The sequence below is a fragment of the Bacteroidales bacterium genome (genome assembly GCA_012519055.1).
Lineage (GTDB): Bacteria > Bacteroidota > Bacteroidia > Bacteroidales > Salinivirgaceae > JAAYQU01.
The window spans coordinates 25225-45132 of the sequence record JAAYQU010000037.1; the positions used below are offsets into that span (position 1 = coordinate 25225).

At 37.7% G+C, this 19908-nt stretch carries 14 protein-coding genes; 2 read left to right on the forward strand and 12 right to left on the reverse strand.

The window, feature by feature from the left end:
- Positions 1-39 precede the first annotated feature (39 nt).
- The gene (gene rsmI / locus GX311_06760; protein NLK16078.1) at positions 40-705 is read right to left on the reverse strand and encodes a 16S rRNA (cytidine(1402)-2'-O)-methyltransferase; all 666 of its coding nucleotides are present in this window, start codon (positions 703-705) and stop codon (positions 40-42) included.
- Positions 706-708: 3 nt separating this feature from the next.
- Complete coding sequence (locus GX311_06765; protein ID NLK16079.1) at positions 709-1587, reverse strand: hypothetical protein; 879 nt, start codon at positions 1585-1587, stop codon at positions 709-711.
- A gap of 235 nt (positions 1588-1822) precedes the next feature.
- Between GX311_06765 and GX311_06770 the strand changes: the two genes are divergently transcribed.
- A complete protein-coding gene (locus tag GX311_06770; protein ID NLK16080.1) occupies positions 1823-4756 on the forward strand; it encodes a bacteriohemerythrin in 2934 nt (977 codons plus the stop codon).
- A 235-nt stretch (positions 4757-4991) separates the two neighbouring features.
- Here GX311_06770 and GX311_06775 read toward each other — a convergent pair whose 3' ends face one another.
- The 8 genes from GX311_06775 to GX311_06810 all read right to left on the reverse strand — a co-directional run bounded on the left by GX311_06775 (position 4992) and on the right by GX311_06810 (position 16057).
- Positions 4992-5672 carry a zinc metallopeptidase gene (locus GX311_06775; GenBank protein NLK16081.1) on the reverse strand — a complete coding sequence of 227 codons (681 nt, stop codon included), beginning with the start codon at positions 5670-5672 and terminating at the stop codon, positions 4992-4994.
- Positions 5673-5818: 146 nt separating this feature from the next.
- Positions 5819-6781 carry an L-threonine 3-dehydrogenase gene (locus GX311_06780; GenBank protein ID NLK16082.1) on the reverse strand — a complete coding sequence of 321 codons (963 nt, stop codon included), beginning with the start codon at positions 6779-6781 and terminating at the stop codon, positions 5819-5821.
- Positions 6782-6935: 154 nt separating this feature from the next.
- Positions 6936-7460: a gamma carbonic anhydrase family protein gene (locus GX311_06785; GenBank protein NLK16083.1), complete on the reverse strand. Its 525-nt coding sequence runs from the start codon at positions 7458-7460 to the stop codon at positions 6936-6938.
- 15 nt (positions 7461-7475) lie between these two features.
- The gene (locus tag GX311_06790; protein ID NLK16084.1) at positions 7476-8129 is read right to left on the reverse strand and encodes an ABC transporter ATP-binding protein; all 654 of its coding nucleotides are present in this window, start codon (positions 8127-8129) and stop codon (positions 7476-7478) included.
- 103 nt (positions 8130-8232) lie between these two features.
- On the reverse strand, positions 8233-11340 hold the full coding sequence (secD, locus tag GX311_06795; protein ID NLK16085.1) for a protein translocase subunit SecD: 3108 nt from the start codon (positions 11338-11340) through the stop codon (positions 8233-8235).
- Positions 11341-11454: 114 nt separating this feature from the next.
- Positions 11455-12123 carry a lipoprotein signal peptidase gene (locus tag GX311_06800; protein NLK16086.1) on the reverse strand — a complete coding sequence of 223 codons (669 nt, stop codon included), beginning with the start codon at positions 12121-12123 and terminating at the stop codon, positions 11455-11457.
- Between the two features lie 96 nt (positions 12124-12219).
- The gene (locus GX311_06805) at positions 12220-12603 is read right to left on the reverse strand and encodes a TraR/DksA family transcriptional regulator (protein NLK16087.1); all 384 of its coding nucleotides are present in this window, start codon (positions 12601-12603) and stop codon (positions 12220-12222) included.
- A 19-nt stretch (positions 12604-12622) separates the two neighbouring features.
- On the reverse strand, positions 12623-16057 hold the full coding sequence (locus GX311_06810; protein ID NLK16088.1) for an isoleucine--tRNA ligase: 3435 nt from the start codon (positions 16055-16057) through the stop codon (positions 12623-12625).
- Between the two features lie 303 nt (positions 16058-16360).
- Between GX311_06810 and GX311_06815 the strand changes: the two genes are divergently transcribed.
- Positions 16361-17299, forward strand: coding sequence for a restriction endonuclease (locus tag GX311_06815; GenBank protein ID NLK16089.1), 939 nt, complete (start codon positions 16361-16363; stop codon positions 17297-17299).
- 217 nt (positions 17300-17516) lie between these two features.
- Here GX311_06815 and GX311_06820 read toward each other — a convergent pair whose 3' ends face one another.
- Both GX311_06820 and GX311_06825 read right to left on the reverse strand, forming a co-directional pair.
- Positions 17517-18302, reverse strand: coding sequence for a hypothetical protein (locus GX311_06820; GenBank protein ID NLK16090.1), 786 nt, complete (start codon positions 18300-18302; stop codon positions 17517-17519).
- 22 nt (positions 18303-18324) lie between these two features.
- Complete coding sequence (locus tag GX311_06825; protein NLK16091.1) at positions 18325-19881, reverse strand: D-lysine 5,6-aminomutase subunit alpha; 1557 nt, start codon at positions 19879-19881, stop codon at positions 18325-18327.
- Between the last annotated feature and the right edge of the window lie 27 nt (positions 19882-19908).

Consider the following 19908-nt stretch of genomic DNA (forward strand, 5'->3'; position numbering starts at 1 on the left):
TACATTTAAAAGAGGACAATAAAATGGTTTGGTGATATTTTATTTAGCACCGCCAACAACAATTACTATTTCGCCTCTGGGAGCATTTTCAGAAAAATATTCGATAAGTTCAGACAATGTTCCCCGTTTTATCTCCTCGTGCAGCTTGCTTATTTCGCGGCATACAGCAGCTTTTCTATCTTCTCCAAATGCCTCCTTAAATAGTTCCAAACTTTTAACAAGGCGGTTGGGCGATTCGTAAAAAATCATAGTACGCTGTTCACTCTTAAGCATCTCTACTAATTTGTTTCTACCTTTTTTTTGAGGTAAAAACCCTTCAAATACAAACTTATCGCAGGGCAGTCCACTACTTACAACAGCTGGAATCATTGCAGTTGCACCGGGTAGGGTAACTACCTGAATATCATTGCTAATTGCTTCTCGTACCAACAAAAAACCCGGGTCGCTAATTCCGGGTGTTCCTGCATCGGAAATCAAAGCTAATGTTTCACCTTGCAACATCTTATCAATCAATGATGTTACTATTTTATGCTCATTAAACTTATGAAAAGATATCAAAGGTTTTGATATTGAGTAGTGTTTCAACAATATCCCACTCGTTCGAGTATCTTCAGCAACAACAGCATCAACTTCTTTAAGAATTCTAATTGCTCTTAAAGTAATATCTTCCAAATTACCTATCGGTGTGGGAACAACGTAAAGCATATTTTATTGTATATATCGGCGATAAACGATGTCTATAAACATTTTAAAATTTTCCGAATCCTGGTCCCACACAAAGTTTTCGCTCAAAAAACTGAATGCCTGTTCAAAATCCTCAAAGTTATTTAACTTATCAATTGTATTAGCGTACAGTTGTGCATCTCCTGCAAAAAGCTCACGAACAAAACCAAGTCTTTCGTTAATTTTTATGGCTTTATTAATATCGCTAACAGGCTTTTGACCTAAAGATGATGCTCTGTCAGTGGTTCCCCCCGGTTGGCCCACCATTTCATTGAGCGAGAAATTTTTATCGATATATTGATCAGCTAGTGTTTTGCGACTAACACCACCATCCTTTGTTGATTCAACTTTTGTTTGATTTTCAACTTTTACCTGAACTTGCTTAACAGTATCTGACTTTGACACTTCTGGTTCTTTTACTAATTTTTCAGCTGGTTCTGATTTTTTGACCTCAATAACTTCTGCTTTTTTTTCAACGACCAATTTATCAGATTTTGATTCAGACTTATTTTTCTCAACTATAGAAATATCCGTTTTTTCATCACTTGCTTTATGAGTAATAATCGCCTCTGTTGACTTTTTTACAACTGTTTTGGAATCAATTTGTAAATTATCTTTACTATTATCATCCTTACCAATTGACACTTTTGGTTTGTTTAAATCATTATCAACAGCTGCCAAATTGCTTTTTTCTATAATTTGGCTCAATAAACTTTTAATTTCGTTAGATAAACTTGTTATTCTGGATTTAAGGATTTGTACCTCAATTTTACTTAAACAGTACCCCGGTTCAAGTATTTCTGCAATATCTTCTAAATCAGACAGATCTCGTAACAAAATGTTTTTTAGCGATTCTATTTGCATATTTCTAATTAATAAGTTATTTCTATATCAAATTTTTGCAAATTTAACGATGTTTAAGTCAATTAGCAAAACATAAAAGTACTACAAAAATGAGTTATTAGCTACACAATATTATATAATTACCATCAAAACTATAAAAAGTTAATTTACGATATTTGAATTATAATGTTTTTTAGCGATATTTGAGGGTTGTAAAATGTGAATTTTCAATTTTTTGAAATCAAAACAAAACAATATGGCTGCAAAGTTTTTCAGAAATCTAAATATCAACGGACAGATGTTGATATTTGTACTAGGGACTACAATGTTGATTTTTATACTTTCAATAGTGTACGTCAGCTACAGTTCACGGCATATGGCATATAACGAATCTGTAACATTGGTAAAAACCGTTTCTAAATCATCGGCTTTACAAGTAGAAAATGAGCTTAATAAAAGTATGGATGTAGTTCGAACAATGGCACAAATGTACAGTGTCTACAACTATTTACCTGAAGAACAGTGGAAAGGGTTATTCATTAAAATGTATAAAAATGTTTTTAAAGACAATTCACAATTTTATAAACTTTGGGACAGCTGGGAACTAAAAGCAATAGACTCAACATATACAAAAGATCACGGAAGATACGTAGTCACTTACTTTCGTGAAAACGGCAATATTAGACACCAAACAAATTTAAGAAGTTTGGAGGGAGACCCTACAATATATGCAAAAATCAAAAAAGAAACTACGGAATTGATATGGGAACCATACTGGGATCAGTTTTCCGAAGATGTTGGTACTAAAAAATTTATGACATCGCTTTCCGTACCGATGATAATTGGTGGGGAATATACTGGTATTGTAGCCGTAGATATCACTATGGATAAAATTCAGGAAGATGTTGAGAAAATAAAGCCTTTCGACGAGAGCTACGCTTTTCTCTTATCAGCAGAAGGAGTGTTTGTTAGCTATCCTGACAAAGAGTTTATTGGCAAAACTTTTGCCGCTCAAATGCCTGAAATAGAAAGCAAATACAATATTACCGATAAAATTAAACGTGGTGAGAATATAGATTTGGTGTTGCATGATCCGCTAACTGGCAAAAATGTTTTAATGGTTTTTAATCGTGTTCAAATAGGGAAAACCACCACACCTTGGTCAATTGCGATTACAGTTCCAATTGAAGTTATAATGAGCAAAGCAAATCGAGGTTTTGTAATCAGTATGATTGTTGCCCTGATAGGATTAATTATTCTGTTTGTAGTTATTTTTAGAATCTCTAGAAGCATCAGTAAATCAATGCAACACACTACACAATTGCTGAAAAAAATGTCTTTAGGAGAGATAGATTCAGTTGAACAACTAAAAACAAACAGAGCTGATGAAATTGGACAAATGACTGAATCCTTAAATAAACTTATAGAAGGATTAAACAGAACTGCTCACTTTGCAAAAGAGATCGGAAAGGGTAATTTAGAACAGGAATTTCAGCCTTTAGGAAATGGTGATGTTCTTGGCAACGCACTTTTAGATATGCGAAAAAGCCTAAAAACAGCTGCAGAAGAAGAAGAAAAACGAAAAGAAGAAGGCGAAAAACAAAGATGGGCAACGGAGGGTCTTGCAAAATTTGGCGAAATTTTAAGAAATAACAGTAACGATTTGAAAAAACTCTCGTTCCAACTAATGTCAAACCTTGTCAACTACCTAGAAGCAAATCAAGGTGCCTTATTTGTTATAAACGACGATAATGAAGAAGATGTTTATTTTGAAATAACAAGCGCAATTGCCTATAATCGTGAAAAGCTTGTAAAAAAACGTATAAAAATTGGTGAAGATTTAGTTGGTCGTTGTGCTCACGAGCGCATGACAATTTATATGACCGATATTCCTGAAGATTATATTGAAATAACCTCAGGAATGGGAACAGCAAACCCAAGATGTTTAGTTTTAGTGCCCGTTTTGCTGAATGATGAAGTGTACGGAATAATTGAAATTGCATCATTCAAAAACATTGAAAAGCATCAAATAGAATTCCTTGAAAAGATTGGTGAGAGCGTGGCTTCAACAATCTCGAGTGTTCGTGTAAACGAAAAAACGCAAAAGCTCCTTCTTCAATCACAACAACAGCGTGAAGAGCTTTCTGCACAAGAGGAGGAAATGCGTCAAAACCTTGAAGAATTACAAGCCACGCAAGAAGAATCTCTACGAAAAGAGTTTGAAATGCGCGGTTTAGTTAGGGCATTAAGTACTTCCACGTGTACAGTAGAATATGATCTTGACGGCAGGATAACGTCAGTTAATGAGGGTATGGCACAGCTTTTAGGAGTAAATCCAGATCAAATTGTTGGAGCATACCATAAAGACGGTTCCGATTTCAAAAACCTTACTCCAGAAGAATACGAGATTTTCTGGAGTAGTTTAAAAAACGGTGTTACCCAAAAAAGGGTCACACACTTCGTACACAATGGACGAGATATATATCTATCTGAAACGTACACCCCAATACTCAATGACGACGATGTGCCATATAAAATTTTAAAAATTGGTTTTGAAATAACCGATTTGCAGAAAAGAGATTTTGAAGCCAAAAAGTCAGAAAAAGAGATAATCAAATTAAAAAATGAAATTGAAACACAAAGCGAACTAATTGAAAAATTAGAAAATGAAGTCGAGGAATTAAAACAATCTGTGGATAATCAAGTAGATGCCAAACCCGATAAAGATACTCAAGAAACAAATGCCAAAGACAAAGGCAAACTTGCTCCTTTAGTTCCAGAAGGAGAACCTTTTATTGAAAAATCACCAGAATTAGAGACTGGAATAAACGAAATAGACGAACAACACAGTCGCATTATAACATTGGTCAACCAACTTTATGAAGCATTTATCGCTGAACGTTCCAAAAAAGAGATAAGAGAAATAATTAAAAATTTATCGGATTTTTCGTCATATCATTTCAACACAGAAGAGCGATACTTTAAACAGTTTGGTTATGAAAAAGCTTCTGAACATCAGCAAAGTCATAATTTATTTACTGACGAGCTAGCTAAGTTCAGAAAAGCTTATCAAGCCGGAAAATCTTTTGATATAAAAGAATTTATGTTATTCTTGCAAAACTGGATATTAAAGCACTTTAGCACAGATGATCAGGATTTTGTTGAGTTATTTATCCAAAACGGTCTTTAAAGTGTGATTTTAAACCATTAAGGCATTAAGAAAAACAAGTAGAGACGTCACATTGTGGCGTCTCTACTATATTTTGATTTTCAGTTATTTATTCGCAAATTGTTTCCAAATTCAAGCTAAAGACCAAAACACGTGTGTCAACCCTACCAACCAACGACTTAAAAGTCGTTTGCTATTGATGTAACAATCACCCTATCAACTAATTGTTAATTGATAATTGTACATTGCTAATTGCCTAGTCTCTACGTCCCATAAAAATAGCAATATAATAAAGCAACGTTGCAAGTGACGACAATGCTGCAACCACGTACGTGTAAGCTGCCCAACGCAATGCCTCTTTAGCTTTCGGATGAGACTCAGATGTCGTTATTCCTGCAGAATTAAGCCAAGTCAATGCTCTTTGGCTGGCGTTAATTTCAACTGGTAGCGTTATAAATGAGAAAAGTGTTGTAAGTGCAAACAAAAGTATTCCAATAAAAAGTATTGCCGGAAATGATTCAATTAACAATATCCCTGCTAATATCACCCACTGTACCCACTGCGAAGCAAAACTCACAACTGGCACAAGAGCCGAACGCATCTCTAAAAATGCATAAGCTCTGGCATGTTGTACGGCGTGACCACACTCATGTGCTGCAACAGCAGCGGCGGCAACATGTCGTCCGTTATAGACATCTGGACTTAAGTTAACTGTCTTATTTTTAGGGTTATAGTGATCTGAAAGATAGCCCTTAACCGAAACAACTTTCACATCGTAAATGCCGTTTTCTTTTAGCATTTGCTCGGCAACCTCTTTGCCACTCTGTCCGGCACTTGTTGGTATTTTCGAATATGCAGCAAATTTCGATTTAAGTCGAGCTCCGACAAGCCAACTTATACCCATTGTTGCAAAAAATATGATCCAAATCAATGACATAATATTAAATTTTAATTACGTAAATTTTTTTATAATGTTGTCGCAAAAACTTTACCAATAGTTAATACGCCAAATTGACAGTAATAATTGTGTGTTAAGACAGACAACCTATTCGCAATCAATGTGTTTTGTTTAATTTTTGCAAACTATATTAAACCCTTATTCTTCTTTTCTCTGATTTTTTCCAACATATCAACTGTCATTGAAGCCAAATCGTATGTAGGTTTCCAGCCCCACTCTTTTCTTGCACAGCTGTCATCAAGGCTGTTGGGCCAGCTGTTGGCGATTTGTTGTTTTACAGGGTCAATTTTGTAATCCATTGTAAACTGTGGGATATGTTTTTTAATCTCGTTGGCGATAATTTCAGGGTCGAAGCTCATTGCCGTGACGTTGAAAGAGTTTCTGTGAACAAGTTTGTCGGGATTAGCTTCCATCAAATCAACACATGCTTTAAGGGCATCGGGCATATACATCATATCCAAGAAAGTTCCTTTTTCAAGATTGCATGTATAGCACTGTTTTTTAATGGCTTCGTAGTATATTTCAACTGCATAGTCGGTTGTTCCACCACCGGGAAGGGTTACGTTTGAAATTAATCCTGGGAAACGCACCGAACGAGTATCTACGCCAAAACGGGTAAAATAGTAGTTGCTTAGTAATTCGCCTGCTACTTTGCAAACACCGTAGATTGTTGTTGGACGCATTATGGTGTCTTGTGGTGTATTATCGGCTGGAGTGTTTGGTCCAAAAGCTCCTATTGAACTTGGGGTAAATACGGCGCATTTCTCCTCTCGTGCTATCTCTAAGCTGTTTTCTAATGCACCCATATTGATTTTCCACGCTAACGTTGGGTTTTTCTCTCCTGTTGCCGAAAGCAGTGCAACTAAATTATAGATAGTGTCAATTTTATATTTTTTGACTATCTCGTGAAACTGCTTACTATCGGTAGCATCCAACTTCTCAAAAGGTCCAGATTCTGCTAATGCTTTACATTTTGTTTCATCAAGATCTGCTGCTACGACATTCTGCGCACCATATATCTTACGTGTGTAAGGGACAAGTTCCGAGCCTATTTGACCGCCGGCTCCGATAACTAATATTTTTTTCATATCTATACTGTTTTATATGTGAACGTAATCAATTAGCAATGAACAAAGATAGTAAAAATGTTGCTGATATTGCTTATAGCACTTCTACAACATACTAACGTGTCTTTTATTTATGTGTAGTAATACCGATTGTAAAAAACAGTGTTATTAAACATCAACCGTTTTGTTCTTTATACCAACCGGCGTACATTAAATAGTTGTTGGCTATTTTTTCAATCATATTTTTCGACTGCTCTGGCTCTATCTCCTTTACTTTTTTTGCAGGGATACCTGCATAAACAGAGTTTGGCTCAACAACCTGACCTGCTAAAACTACCGAACCCGCTGCAATTATTGAATTGCTACCTATTCGGGCATCATCTAACACAACAGCTCCGATTCCTACTAAAACATTATCTTCGATGATACAGCCGTGTAAAGTGACATTATGGCTTACCGTAACGTTGTTTCCGATATGTATTTGCGATTTCTGATACAACGTGTGCAAAACCGCACAATCTTGGATATTTACACGGTTTCCTGTTCTTATAGAATTAACATCTCCGCGTAGTACAGCATTGTACCATACACTACATTCATTGCCAAGAATAACATCACCAACAATTACGGCTGTTTCAGCAAAAAAACAGTTTTCGCCATATTTTGGAACAAATCCACGGACTTCTCTAATAATAGCCATGACTTAAAATTTACATTAATTGATTAAAAGTCCATCACGCATCTCAATTCGTCTGTCAGCCATTGTTGAGAGTTCACTATCGTGGGTAACGATTACGAAAGTTTGCCCATACATATCGCGAAGCTTAAAAAAGAGTTGGTGCAGTTCTGTGCGGTTTTTAGAATCGAGGTTTCCACTTGGCTCGTCAGCGAGAATAAATGATGGATTATTCATTAATGCACGGGCAACTGCTACACGCTGCTGCTCTCCACCTGATAATTCGGAAGGTTTGTGATTTACTCTCTCACCTAACCCAATTTGAGACAACAACTCATGTGCTCTCTTTTTTGATTTTTTTAGGCTTGCTCCTCCAATCATTGCAGGAATACAAACATTCTCAAGAGCAGTAAATTCAGGCAATAGACGATGGAATTGGAAAATAAATCCAATATTACTGTTTCTAAACTCCGATAGCTTTTGATCTTTCAGGGAGCTAATTTTAACACCTTGAATAAAAACCTCACCCTCATCTGGTTTATCGAGCGTTCCAATAATATTCAACAAAGTTGTTTTTCCTGCACCCGATGGACCTACAATTGCAACGACCTCGCCTTTGCTTATCTCTAAATCAATACCTTTCAAAACGGTTAAGGTGTCATATCTTTTAACAATATTTTGAGCCTGAATCATAATCGAGGGGTTAAAGTGTAAATAAAAGCAAAGCAAAACTACCCTTGCCGAAGAGTTCGATAAGGGTAGTTTTTATATTTAAAAGGATAGTTGTATTTCTATTTTACTTTTGGTCTTCATCTGCTTTAATAGCTTTCCTTTTCATTAAATCGTAAGTGATTGGAGATGCGATAAATAGCGATGAATATGTACCAACGGCGATACCGAGCATCATTGCAAAAACAAATCCACGTATCACTTCACCTCCGAATGCAAATATTATAAACAGCACCAAAAATGTTGTTGATGACGTAATTATCGTACGGCTTAATGTTGCGTTCAATGATTGGTTCATAACAAGACCTATCTCTCTGTTTTTGTACAATCCGAGATACTCTCTAACACGGTCGAATACAACAACAGTATCGTTGATTGTGTAACCAGCCACAGTCAGAATTGCTGCTATAAAAGATTGGTCAATCTCCATTGAGAATGGCATTGCGTAGGCAAACAGTGAATAGAATCCCAAAATAAAGATTACGTTGTGTGTAAGACCAACAACTGCACCTAAACTGTAACGCCAATTTGAAAAACGTACTAAAATATATAAGAAAATAACAAACAGAGCAGCAATAATTGAGTAGACAGCTGATGTTTTGATATCATCTGCAACGGTAGGTCCTACTTTCATCGAACTCATTCTACCTATTGATTTTTGTCCATCGCTAACAAAATCGTTGTAGCTTAAATCAGTGTAGAATTTAGACAAACCATTATACAGTTTGGCTTCAACAATATCGTTAACTTCTACTGTTTTTTCAGGGTCGTTATTTCCTGATATTATGCGATATTCTGCTATCTCCTCATCGGTTAGTTCGTGGTCGGGGTCAATCAAGTGTCGAGTTGTGATTTTTACTTGATCTGTGCCTCCGAATGTTTTAACATCAGGTGTGGTTCCATATTCTTCTTCCAAAGCATCACGAACATCTTGTACCGTAACTTCCTTATCAAACCGTACTATATATGAGTAACCTCCCGTAAAGTCAACACCTAAATTAAATCCTTTGACTACTAAAGAAATTATTGATATAATCACAATAGCACCAGAAATTGTATATGAAAATTTGCGTTTCTCAAGGAAATTGAATTCTGTGTTTCTAAACGCTTTTTCTGAAATTTTTGTAGATAATGTAATTGGTTTGTTCCTTTTTAGCATTGCTTCAAAAACAAGCCTTGTAATGAAAATTGCTGAGAACAACGAGGTTAAAATACCAATTCCCAAAGTAATAGCAAAACCATAGATAGGTCCTTTGCCGAAATAACCAATAATAATGGCTGTCAGCAATGTTGTAATGTTGGAGTCGAGAATGGCTGAGTAGGAGTTTTTGAAACCATCGGCAATTGCTGTTTTAATGCCTTTACCTGCTAAAAGTTCCTCTTTTACACGCTCATAGATTAGAACGTTGGCGTCAATCGCCATACCCATTGTCAGCACAATACCTGCAATACCCGGCAACGTTAGAACAGCTCCAAGCGATGCTAAAACTCCCATTAGGAAGAAGAGGTTGGCTAACAATGCAATATTGGCTACTAAACCTGCGTGTCGGTAGTAGAACAGCATAAACAGAAGAACTGCCGCAAACGCAATAACGAATGACCACAACCCTTTGTTTATTGTCTCTGTACCAAGCGATGGACCAACAATTTCTTCTTGGATAATTCTTGCTGCAGCAGGCATTTTACCCGATTTAAGGATATTTGCCAAGTCTTTTGCTTCAGCCACAGTAAAGTTTCCTGAAATTGATGAACGACCCTCGCTTATTTCCGTTTGAACAACCGGATAGCTGTAAACATAATCATCAAGAACAATTGCTATTTGTTGTCCAATATTGTTTTTAGTTAAGCGCGCCCATTTTTTTGCACCTTCGCTATTCATCACCATTGTTACTTGTGCCGTAGCTTGGCGATCGCCGAACTCTTCACGTGCATCAACTATAACGTCACCAGATAGAGCTGCAAGCCCTTCGCGGTTATTTACTTTGATAGCTATAAGTTCGAAGTAATTCTTTTCAGCATCAATAGGTTTAACACCCCACAAAAACCTAATACGCATTGAGCGTGGGAAAATGTTTTTAACCTCTTCTAAATTTAACATCCTATTTACTAACGCAGTATCTTTTTTATGCGCATAACCAACTGCAGCTCCCTGACCTATTGAGCCATCTTGCATTACACGTGGGTTAAGTATAGCAAAAAGCGGGTTTTCTTCTTTCCATTTATTGGCGTCAAACTCCTCTTTTGCTTCAACTTGAGTTGTATCAACGATTTCTAAAAGTGATTTACTCTCTTCTTCAACTTTTTCTTCTTGAACAACAGCCACACTATCAGCAACTACATCAGCTTTTTCGGCTTCATCGGTTACAATGGATTGTTTAGCGAGGTTTATTTCACGTATCCTTTGGTTTGCTTGAAACAGATATTGGTAAACCTCTTCATTTGAGTATGTTTCCCAAAACTCAAGGCTTGCCGTTCCTTGCAAAAGTTTTTTCACCCTTTCGGGGTCTTTAATACCGGGAAGTTCAACCAATATTTGTCCATCAACACCGAGTGGCTGGATATTTGGTTGTGCAACTCCAAATCGGTCGATACGATTTCTTAAAATAGTAAAAGAGTTGTCAATAGCTGCACGTGTCTCCTCTTCAATTATCTTTAGCACTTGTTCATTAGTGCTATTGAAGCTGATTTTTTCTTTTAGGTTTTTTGTTCCGAAAATAGCCGCTAATTGTCCATTAGGTGAAAGCTCAGAATAGGCACGTCCGAAAAGGGTTACAAAACTCTCTTGGCTATTACGTTGATAGCGTTTTGCTAATTTAAGTGCTTCCCGGAATGTACTGTCTTGTGAATTATCGGCTAAGGCAACAATAACGTCTTCAACTGCAACTTGCAAAATAACGTTCATACCGCCTTTAAGGTCAAGACCGAGTCCGATTTCTCTATCTTGTACTTCTGCGAAGTTAAATTTTCTAATCCACAAAAAATTATATACCGGTTCACTTGCCATTGAGTCAAGATAAAATGCTTCTCTATCACTATCAACAAGATTATCGGGTCCGGTTGCATATTCTTTTGCCTGTTTGCGTACTTTGCCTGCTATAAAAGTGAAAGACAACTGATACAGACATACTAAAGCTAATGCAATAGCTACAAATTTGATTGCTCCTTTATTTTGCATTGTAATTTATGTTTAAAATATCTGACAAATTATTTTTTCAAATCGAAGCGCAAAGGTATCTAATTTTTTACAATTATTTTGTTACTATCTGTTTTTTTTCAAACCGTAACAGTTTTAGACATTTTGTTCTGCGTTTTCGTTTACTGTTTTTTTATTTTTATCTATTGTTTTAAAAAATTTGCTTTGAAATAAAATTAGGTATATAACCCCGCAAGTTATTGCACTGTCAGCAATATTGAAAACCGGACGGAAAAACAGAAAGTGCTTATTAGCCCAAAATGGAAACCACGATGGTAGATGTGTATCAATAATCGGAAAATAGAGCATATCAACTACATGTCCTTGAAATAGAGGCGCATAGCCACCGGCTGCGGGTAAAAATTCGGCTACTTGACCATAACTTGATGAAAAGAGAACTCCGTAAAAAACACTGTCGAAAATATTGCCCATTGCTCCCGCCAAGACAAGCGAAACGCCTACAATAACACCTTTTGGAGCGTTGTGCTTTTTAATTAAATAATTCAAATACCACAGTATTCCAATAACAGCAGCAATTCTTATAAGTGTTAACACTATTTTCCCGAAAGTTCCACCGAATGCCATTCCAAAAGCCATTCCGGGATTTTCTGTAAAATGTATCAAAAACCAATTTCCAAAAACCGAGAACTCCTGCCCAATAACCATATTTGTTTTAACCAAGATTTTCGACACCTGATCGATTATCAATGTGGCTGAAACAACTAATATTATAAGGTTTTTTGGTTTTTTAAAGTTTAACTTCATAGAATCACAACAAATCTACATGCCTTACAATCATCTACTTGTATATCAAGTTTTGATTGGCATGTAATTTTAAGACAAATTTATCCACAACAATATTTAGTTTTTGTTTTGGGCATTTTTTGCTTCAATGCTCAATGTTGCATGTGGCACAGCCATTAAACGTTCCTTTGGAATTAGTTTTCCTGTCTCTCTGCAAACGCCGTATGTTTTGTTTTCAATACGCACTAAAGCAGCTTTCAAATGCTGAATAAATTGCAGTTGTCGTTGTGCTAATCTGCTTGTCTCTTCTTTCGATAAAACAGCTGCCCCCTCTTCAAGCACCTTGAATGTTGGAGATGTATCTTGTGTATCATTTCCATCGTTATGTGCAAGAGAATCACGTAATATTTCATAATCGTGCTGAGCCTGTTCTAACTTTTTTAGAATAACTTCCTTAAACTCGGCAAGTTCTTCTTCGGAGTATCTTGTTTTCTCGCTCATTGCCCTTCCTCCTTATTTTTTAGTTAACTTTTTCGATTAATATTTGGGTTGTCAAATCTTCTTCCAACTCTACATCTTTAGCATCTTCAACTTCTTGATCATCAAAAAGTACTATTTCTGCTGCTAAGACTTGCGTTGAAATATATTCACTATGATTATTTACAGCCGTATCTATTAGTTTGTGACGACGAATATACAACTTTATTTTATCAGTCACATCTAAACCGCTATCTTTTCGCATATTTTGAATACGATTAATCAACTCTCGTGCTATTCCTTCATATCTAAGCTCTTCGCTTATCTGAATATCTAAGGCTACTGTAAGCTGACCTTCCGATGATACCGCCAATCCGGGAATATCTTCCGAAACTATCTCAACATCATCAATTCCTATTTCAAACTCTCCTGACGCTCCTTGCAAAACAATTTTGTTTTCAGCTTCAATCTGATTGATTTGCTTTTGTGTCATTGCTGTGATTGTAGCTGCAACATCTTTCATCTGTTTGCCAAAGCGAGGTCCGAGCGTTTTAAAGTTTGGTTTTACTTTCTTAACCAAAATATCGTCTGAACTTAAGATATACTCAATTTCCTTAATATTTACCTCCGACAGTATAATGTTTTCAACCTCTGCGATATCATTTTTCATGCGCTCATCGAGTACAGGTATCAATATTTTTTGTAGCGGTTGACGAACGCGTATATTGACTTTTCTTCTTAGACCCAAAATCATTGAAGATATTCGTTGAGCCAATTTCATTTTGCGCTCCAAGTCGGTATTAATCACCGAGTTATCCGCCTTTGGAAAATATGACAGGTGTACGCTTTGTGATTCTTTGCCTGCATTAGTTAAATCGCGGAATAATCTGTCTGAGAAGAATGGTGCTATAGGTGCCGACAATTGAGCAATTACCTTTAAACAGGTGTATAGTGTTTGGTATGCTGCAATTTTATCAGCGTTGTACTCTCCGCCCCAAAAACGTTTTCTGTTCAATCGAACGTACCAGTTACTTAAATCTTCATCAACAAAATTGGCAATCAAGCGTCCAGCACGTGTTGGCTCGTAGGTGTCGTACAACTCTGTAACCTCTTTGATTAGAGAATTTAATCCGCTTAATACCCAACGGTCAATTTCCGGGCGATTTGCAACAGGTATTTGCTCTTCCTTGTTTGCAAAGCCGTCAACATTGGCATATAGCGCAAAGAATGAGTATGTATTATAAAGTGTGCCAAAAAACTTGCGACTTACCTCTGCAACTCCCTCAATATCAAACTTTAAGTTATCCCAAGGCTGCGAGTTTGTTATCATGTACCAACGAAGTGGGTCGGCACCGTATTGATCAATAACTATAAACGGGTCAACGGCATTGCCAAGTCGCTTGGACATTTTATTTCCATTTTTATCTAACACCAAACCGTTGCTGACAATGTTTTTGAACGATACGCTATCACTTATTATCGTGGCGATTGCGTGAAGCGTAAAAAACCAACCACGAGTTTGATCAACGCCTTCGGCTATAAAATCTGCCGGAAATAGTTTGTCGAAATTCTCCCTGTTTTCAAATGGATAGTGCCACTGCGCATAAGGCATTGCGCCCGAATCGAACCAAACGTCTATTAGGTCTAACTCGCGTTGCATTGGTTGCCCTGTTTCGCTTACCAACAAAATATCATCGACAAATGGGCGGTGAAGGTCTATTTTTTCGTAGTTCTCTTTAGAGTAATCGCCAACGGTAAATCCTTTTAACGGATTCTTTTTCATAACGCCCTTAGTAACAGCCTTCTCAATTTCTGAATACAACTCCTCGACTGAGCCAATACATTTAATCTCTTTCCTGTCGGCTGACATCCAGATAGGTAGCGGTGTTCCCCAGTAGCGTGAACGAGAAAGGTTCCAATCTACAAGGTTTTCTAACCATTTACCGAAACGTCCCTCGCCTGTAGATTGCGGTTTCCAGTTGATTGTCTTGTTCAACTCAATCATTCTGTCCTTTACTGCGGTGGTCTTAATAAACCAAGAATCAAGAGGATAGTACAGAATAGGTTTGTCCGTGCGCCAGCAGTGTGGATAGTTGTGGACATATTTCTCTATTCTAAATGCCTTGTTCTCTTTTTTAAGCATTACGCTTATATCAACATCGGTATTCTCTTCCGACTTTCCGTCCCATGCAGGGTCGTATTCGTTTTTAACATATCGTCCGGCAAAATCGCGATATGTGTTTATATCAACATATTTTTTTACAAAATCGTCGTCTAAATCCTCAATGCGATAAAATCTCCCTTTTCTGTCAACCATTGGTTCGGGGGCTAACGCTTTGTCTCTCAATATCAGAGGAGATATGCCGTACTGTTTGGCAACGCGGTCGTCATCGGCACCGAAAGTTGGCGCGATGTGGACAATTCCGGTTCCCTCTTCTGTTGTAACAAAATCACCAACAATTACCTTAAAGGCGTTGCCTTCGGGTTTAATCCATGGTATAAGCTGGTTGTAGCTTATACCCTCTAACTCTTTTCCTGTGAATTTGGCTAATACTTTAAACGGAATTTTTTTATCGCCCGTATTGTACTCATTCATAGGGATTTCAGCATTTGCAGGGCTGAAATATGTGTCTAACTTATCTTCTGATAATATTACCGAAATAGGCTCGCCTGTATAGGGATTAAATGATTTGACAAAAACATAGTTGATGTTTGCTCCTACAGCCAAAGCTGTGTTAGACGGCAGTGTCCAAGGTGTTGTCGTCCAGGCTAATATATAAACCTCTGTATCGGTTTTGTCAAAAAGTATTGATGATTTTTTATCTTTAATGACTGAGAATTGCGCAACAACCGTTGTGTCTTTTACATCACGATAGCAACCGGGCTGGTTCAACTCGTGGGTACTTAATCCTGTTCCTGCGGCGGGTGAAAAAGGTTGAATGGTTTTGCCCTTGTATAGCAATCCTTTATTAAATATCTCTTTCAGCAGGTACCACAATGTTTCGATATAACGGTTATCGTAAGTGATATATGGGTTATCCATATCAACCCAGTATCCCATTTTATCGGTAAGCTCTTCCCATGCGTCTGTAAAGCGCATAACGTCAACGCGACAGTGGTTGTTGTACTCCTCAATAGATATGGTTTTTCCGATATCCTCTTTGGTGATTCCGAGCGATTTTTCAACTCCAAGCTCTACAGGAAGTCCGTGAGTATCCCACCCTGCTTTTCTATCGACTCTAAATCCCTGCATTGTTTTGTAACGGCAGAAAACGTCTTTAATGGCGCGCGCCATAACGTGGTGGATTCCGGGCATTCCGTTTGCCGATGGCGGTCCCTCGAAGAAGATATATTCAGGACCATCTTTTCGTGTCTCTAAACTTTGTTCGAATGCCTTTTCACTCTCCCACTGTTTTAGTATCTCTTTGTTTACAGATGGCAGGTCAAGTCCTTTGTACTCTTTGTATTTCCTTGTCATGAGAATTGTATATGCTTGTATCAAAAATTCGGCAAATATACGAATTTACGGTTTAAATGCAAGGGGGTTTTGGGATTTATAGTAAACGGAGTTGTTGGTTTGTATTAGCTACCTAAATTGTCGGACAGTATTATAGGAAATAAACTGTAAATTTGTAGCAATAAAGAAGAGAACTTTCTGCAAAAACGATACACGAATTATTAGTTTTACGTTTAGGATTGTATTATATTTGTTTCGTAAATTATACGTTAGCACCAATTAAAACAACGAACCAAACAACAGTCATAAATAGAAAATATTAAAATGGCAATACCTGACTTTCAATCATTTTTTTATCCCGTTTTGAAATATAGTTCAGAACACAACGAAATTTCTTTGAACGAAATACGCGAGTTTTTAACTCATTATTTTTCTCTGACAGATGAAGATAAAGCTGAACGAATTCCAAGCGGGACACAGACAAAATTTGACAATCGTATTTATTGGACAAAAAGTTATTTTTCAAAAGCCAAGCTAATTGAAAATACAAAGCGTTCACATTTCAAAATAACTGATAGAGGACGCAGTTTTTTGAAAAAGTTTACCAACTATATTTCAATCAACGACTTAAAAACTATTGATGAGTTTAGAGAATTTAACGAAGGAACAACTTCAACAAATGAACAAGGTACAAAAATCACAGATACAACAGTAACTGAAACTGTTACGAACATTGAAACAAAAACCCCACTAGAAAGACTTGAAGAAAGTTACCAGTTCATAAAACGTGAATTAGCTTCTGACCTTTTAGAAAAAATTCGTGTAAACACTTGGCAGTTTTTTGAAGACTTAGTTATTGACCTAATGGTAAAAATGGGTTATGGTGGTTCACGAAACAAAGCAGGCGAATCTATCAAAAGAAGAAATGACGAAGGCATTGATGGAATCATAAATGAAGACAAACTTGGCTTAGACGTAATTTACTTACAGGCAAAAATGTGGAAAGAAGAAACGAATATTGGACGACCAGAAATTCAAAAATTTGTCGGTGCTTTACACGGACAACGAGCAAAAAAAGGGGTTTTCATAACGACAAGTTCTTTCGCAAAAACTGCAATTGACTATGTAAAATCAATAGACCCTAAAGTTATTCTTATTGACGGAGAAACTTTGGCGAATTTAATGATTGAATATAATGTTGGCGTGACACCAATTGAAACGTATCAAATTAAAAAATTAGACTTGGACTATTTTGAACAATAACTGGTGCTAACACGGGTTTTGCGTCATGCGGGGTTAGTTGCAAATTTAAAGTTTTGTCGCCCGCACCAGCGTTCGCCTCGTGTTGACAGGACTTCGTCCCGCAAACCAGCCCGAACGCAAACCCCCGTCCGTTACCCCAAAACTACTACACAAAACAAAAGGGGGCTAACCCAATATAAAGCAACCCCCTTTCTTTATTCTATAAACTTTTACATTTCTACCCCCTCCTCTTAACAAACTCCTGAGCAATAAACGACGCCACATCATCAGCATAGGTGTTCATGCCGAAACCTGCATCGTAGCCAAGCTCTTTGGCTAACTCGTGCGAAATGCGTGGACCTCCGCAACAGAGTATTACCTTGCTTCGTAAGCCTTCGGCTTCTAACATCTCTACTAACTCTACCATATTATGTATATGCACATCTTTTTGTGTAACCGTTTGAGATACTAATAGTGCATCGGCTTTTAGCTCAATTGCTTTAGCAATAAACTCCTCGTTTGCTACCTGACTTCCTAAGTTATGCGCTTCAAAACCCTCGTAACGCTCTAATCCGAAATGTCCGGCGTAGCCTTTCATGTTCATAATGGCGTCAATACCAACTGTGTGCGCATCGGTGCCTGTGCTTGCTCCAATTACTATAAGTTTACGACCGATGTTCTCTTTTATATATTGGTCTGTTTCAGCCATATCCCATGTTGTTGACTCAACCTTAGGGACGTGTATTGAAGTATAATCAACCGTGTGCACGCATTTGCCATAACAGTTGAAGAAAGTATATCCTGGGGTTAGCTCCTTGTAGAATACCACTTGTGGCTCGTCGAAACCCATTTTTTTCATTAAAAGTTTTGCTGCCTCAATAGCCTCGTTACCGGCAGGAACGGGCAAAGTAAAGCTAAGTTGCGTTTTGCCGTCGTTCATGGTATCGCCATAAGGCTTTATGTTTTTAAGATCAAGCGTAGTGTCAAACGTACGCTCCTCCATTGAATATAAACCTCCGCTCATTTTTGTTCAGATTTTATATGATTTATTTTCTATTCTTCATTAATTCAATAAACGGGTTGCTATAGTTTGCACCTCGTTCTACAACTCCATCAAGTCCTTTACCACCTGTACGCGGGCGTTTTACAGCACCAAACTTACCTTGCTCCAAAGCATTAAACAAACCTTCTGTTTCCAGCACCTCTAAAAGTTTGATAGCATTTTCGAGTACCTCTTTTGCTCTATTGCGGATTATACCGCCCTCTTTAAACTCAACCTCGCTACCAAGATCTTTCATATTGTTGAAAATATATTTGGCGTTCTCAATAGCAAGATATCTGTCCGACATAAACGGTGTATGAACAGCCTCGGTAAGCATTCCCAAAAGCTGTATCCCTTGACCTGTCCAGATTGATATTTGATTGAAAAGAGCGTTCTGTACGTGCCCTAAGAAAATATTACCTGTCATAAACTTTGTTGGTGGCATATATTTAAGTGGTGCTTTCGGGAAAATCTCGCGAGTCATCTGCGCCTGCGCCAGTTCGTAAAGAAAACCGTTTTCAAGTTTCGGATCCATCTCAAAGGCGTGTCCAAGCCCCATTTGCTCCTCGGGCAATGCTGCTGAAAGTGCCAGCTGTTCGTTAATTAGGTCGGATGCGAGCACCGTGTGTGCCTCATCGTAGGCGTCAGCAGTGGTAAGATAGTTGTCCTCGCCTGTATTGATAATAACTCCGGCGTATCCGTTAATAATCCTCGAAAAATACTGGTCAACAAGCGTACGCTGCATATTGATATCGCGGAAGAGGATACCATAAAGAGCGTCGTTAAGCATAACGTCAAGACCCTCTAAGGCTCCCATTGCTGCTATCTCAGGCATACAAAGACCTGAACAATAGTTACATAGGCGAATATATCTACCGACCTCTTCACCAACCTCGTCTAAAGCTTTACGCATAATGCGGAAGTTCTCCTGAGTTGCATAAGTTCCGCCGAAACCCTCGGTTGTAGCGCCGTAGGGCACATAGTCCAACAAACTTTGCCCTGTTGTTCGGATAACTGCAATAATATCAGCACCTTGACGTGCGGCGGCTTGCGCTTGAACAACGTCTTCGTAGATATTTCCGGTGGCTACGATAACATATAAGTATGGTCGCGCTCCTTCGCCAATTGTTTCCAAATAGTGTTCGCGCCGTGCTTTGCGTTTTTTTATACGATTGAGCGTCTCTGTAATAATTGGTTCAAGTGCCTTATTAATCTTCTCTTGGGGGTTAATTTTAAGGGTCGTCAAATCCAATTTTCCTGCGTTAACCTGCTCTGCTATTTGCTGTGGGGTCAATCCTGTTTCAATAATAGCATTCCCTATATAGAAGATAACTCCCTGTCCGAGAACACCTTTATCTTTCAGTGAGTCGACCACGATATTTGGCAGAGGCACGGCGTTTTCGTCAATTCCGTCAATACCTAACAGTCGGCACAATGTGCGCTCAACAGCGACTGTCGTATAATTTTCCACAAAATTTTGAACATCGTCAGCAATATTTCTGGCGAGGCTCCTGGCGTACTCCACTCGTTTAAAATCGAGTCCTAATTTACTGTTCTGCATATTATATTATTATTAATCTGACTTTCT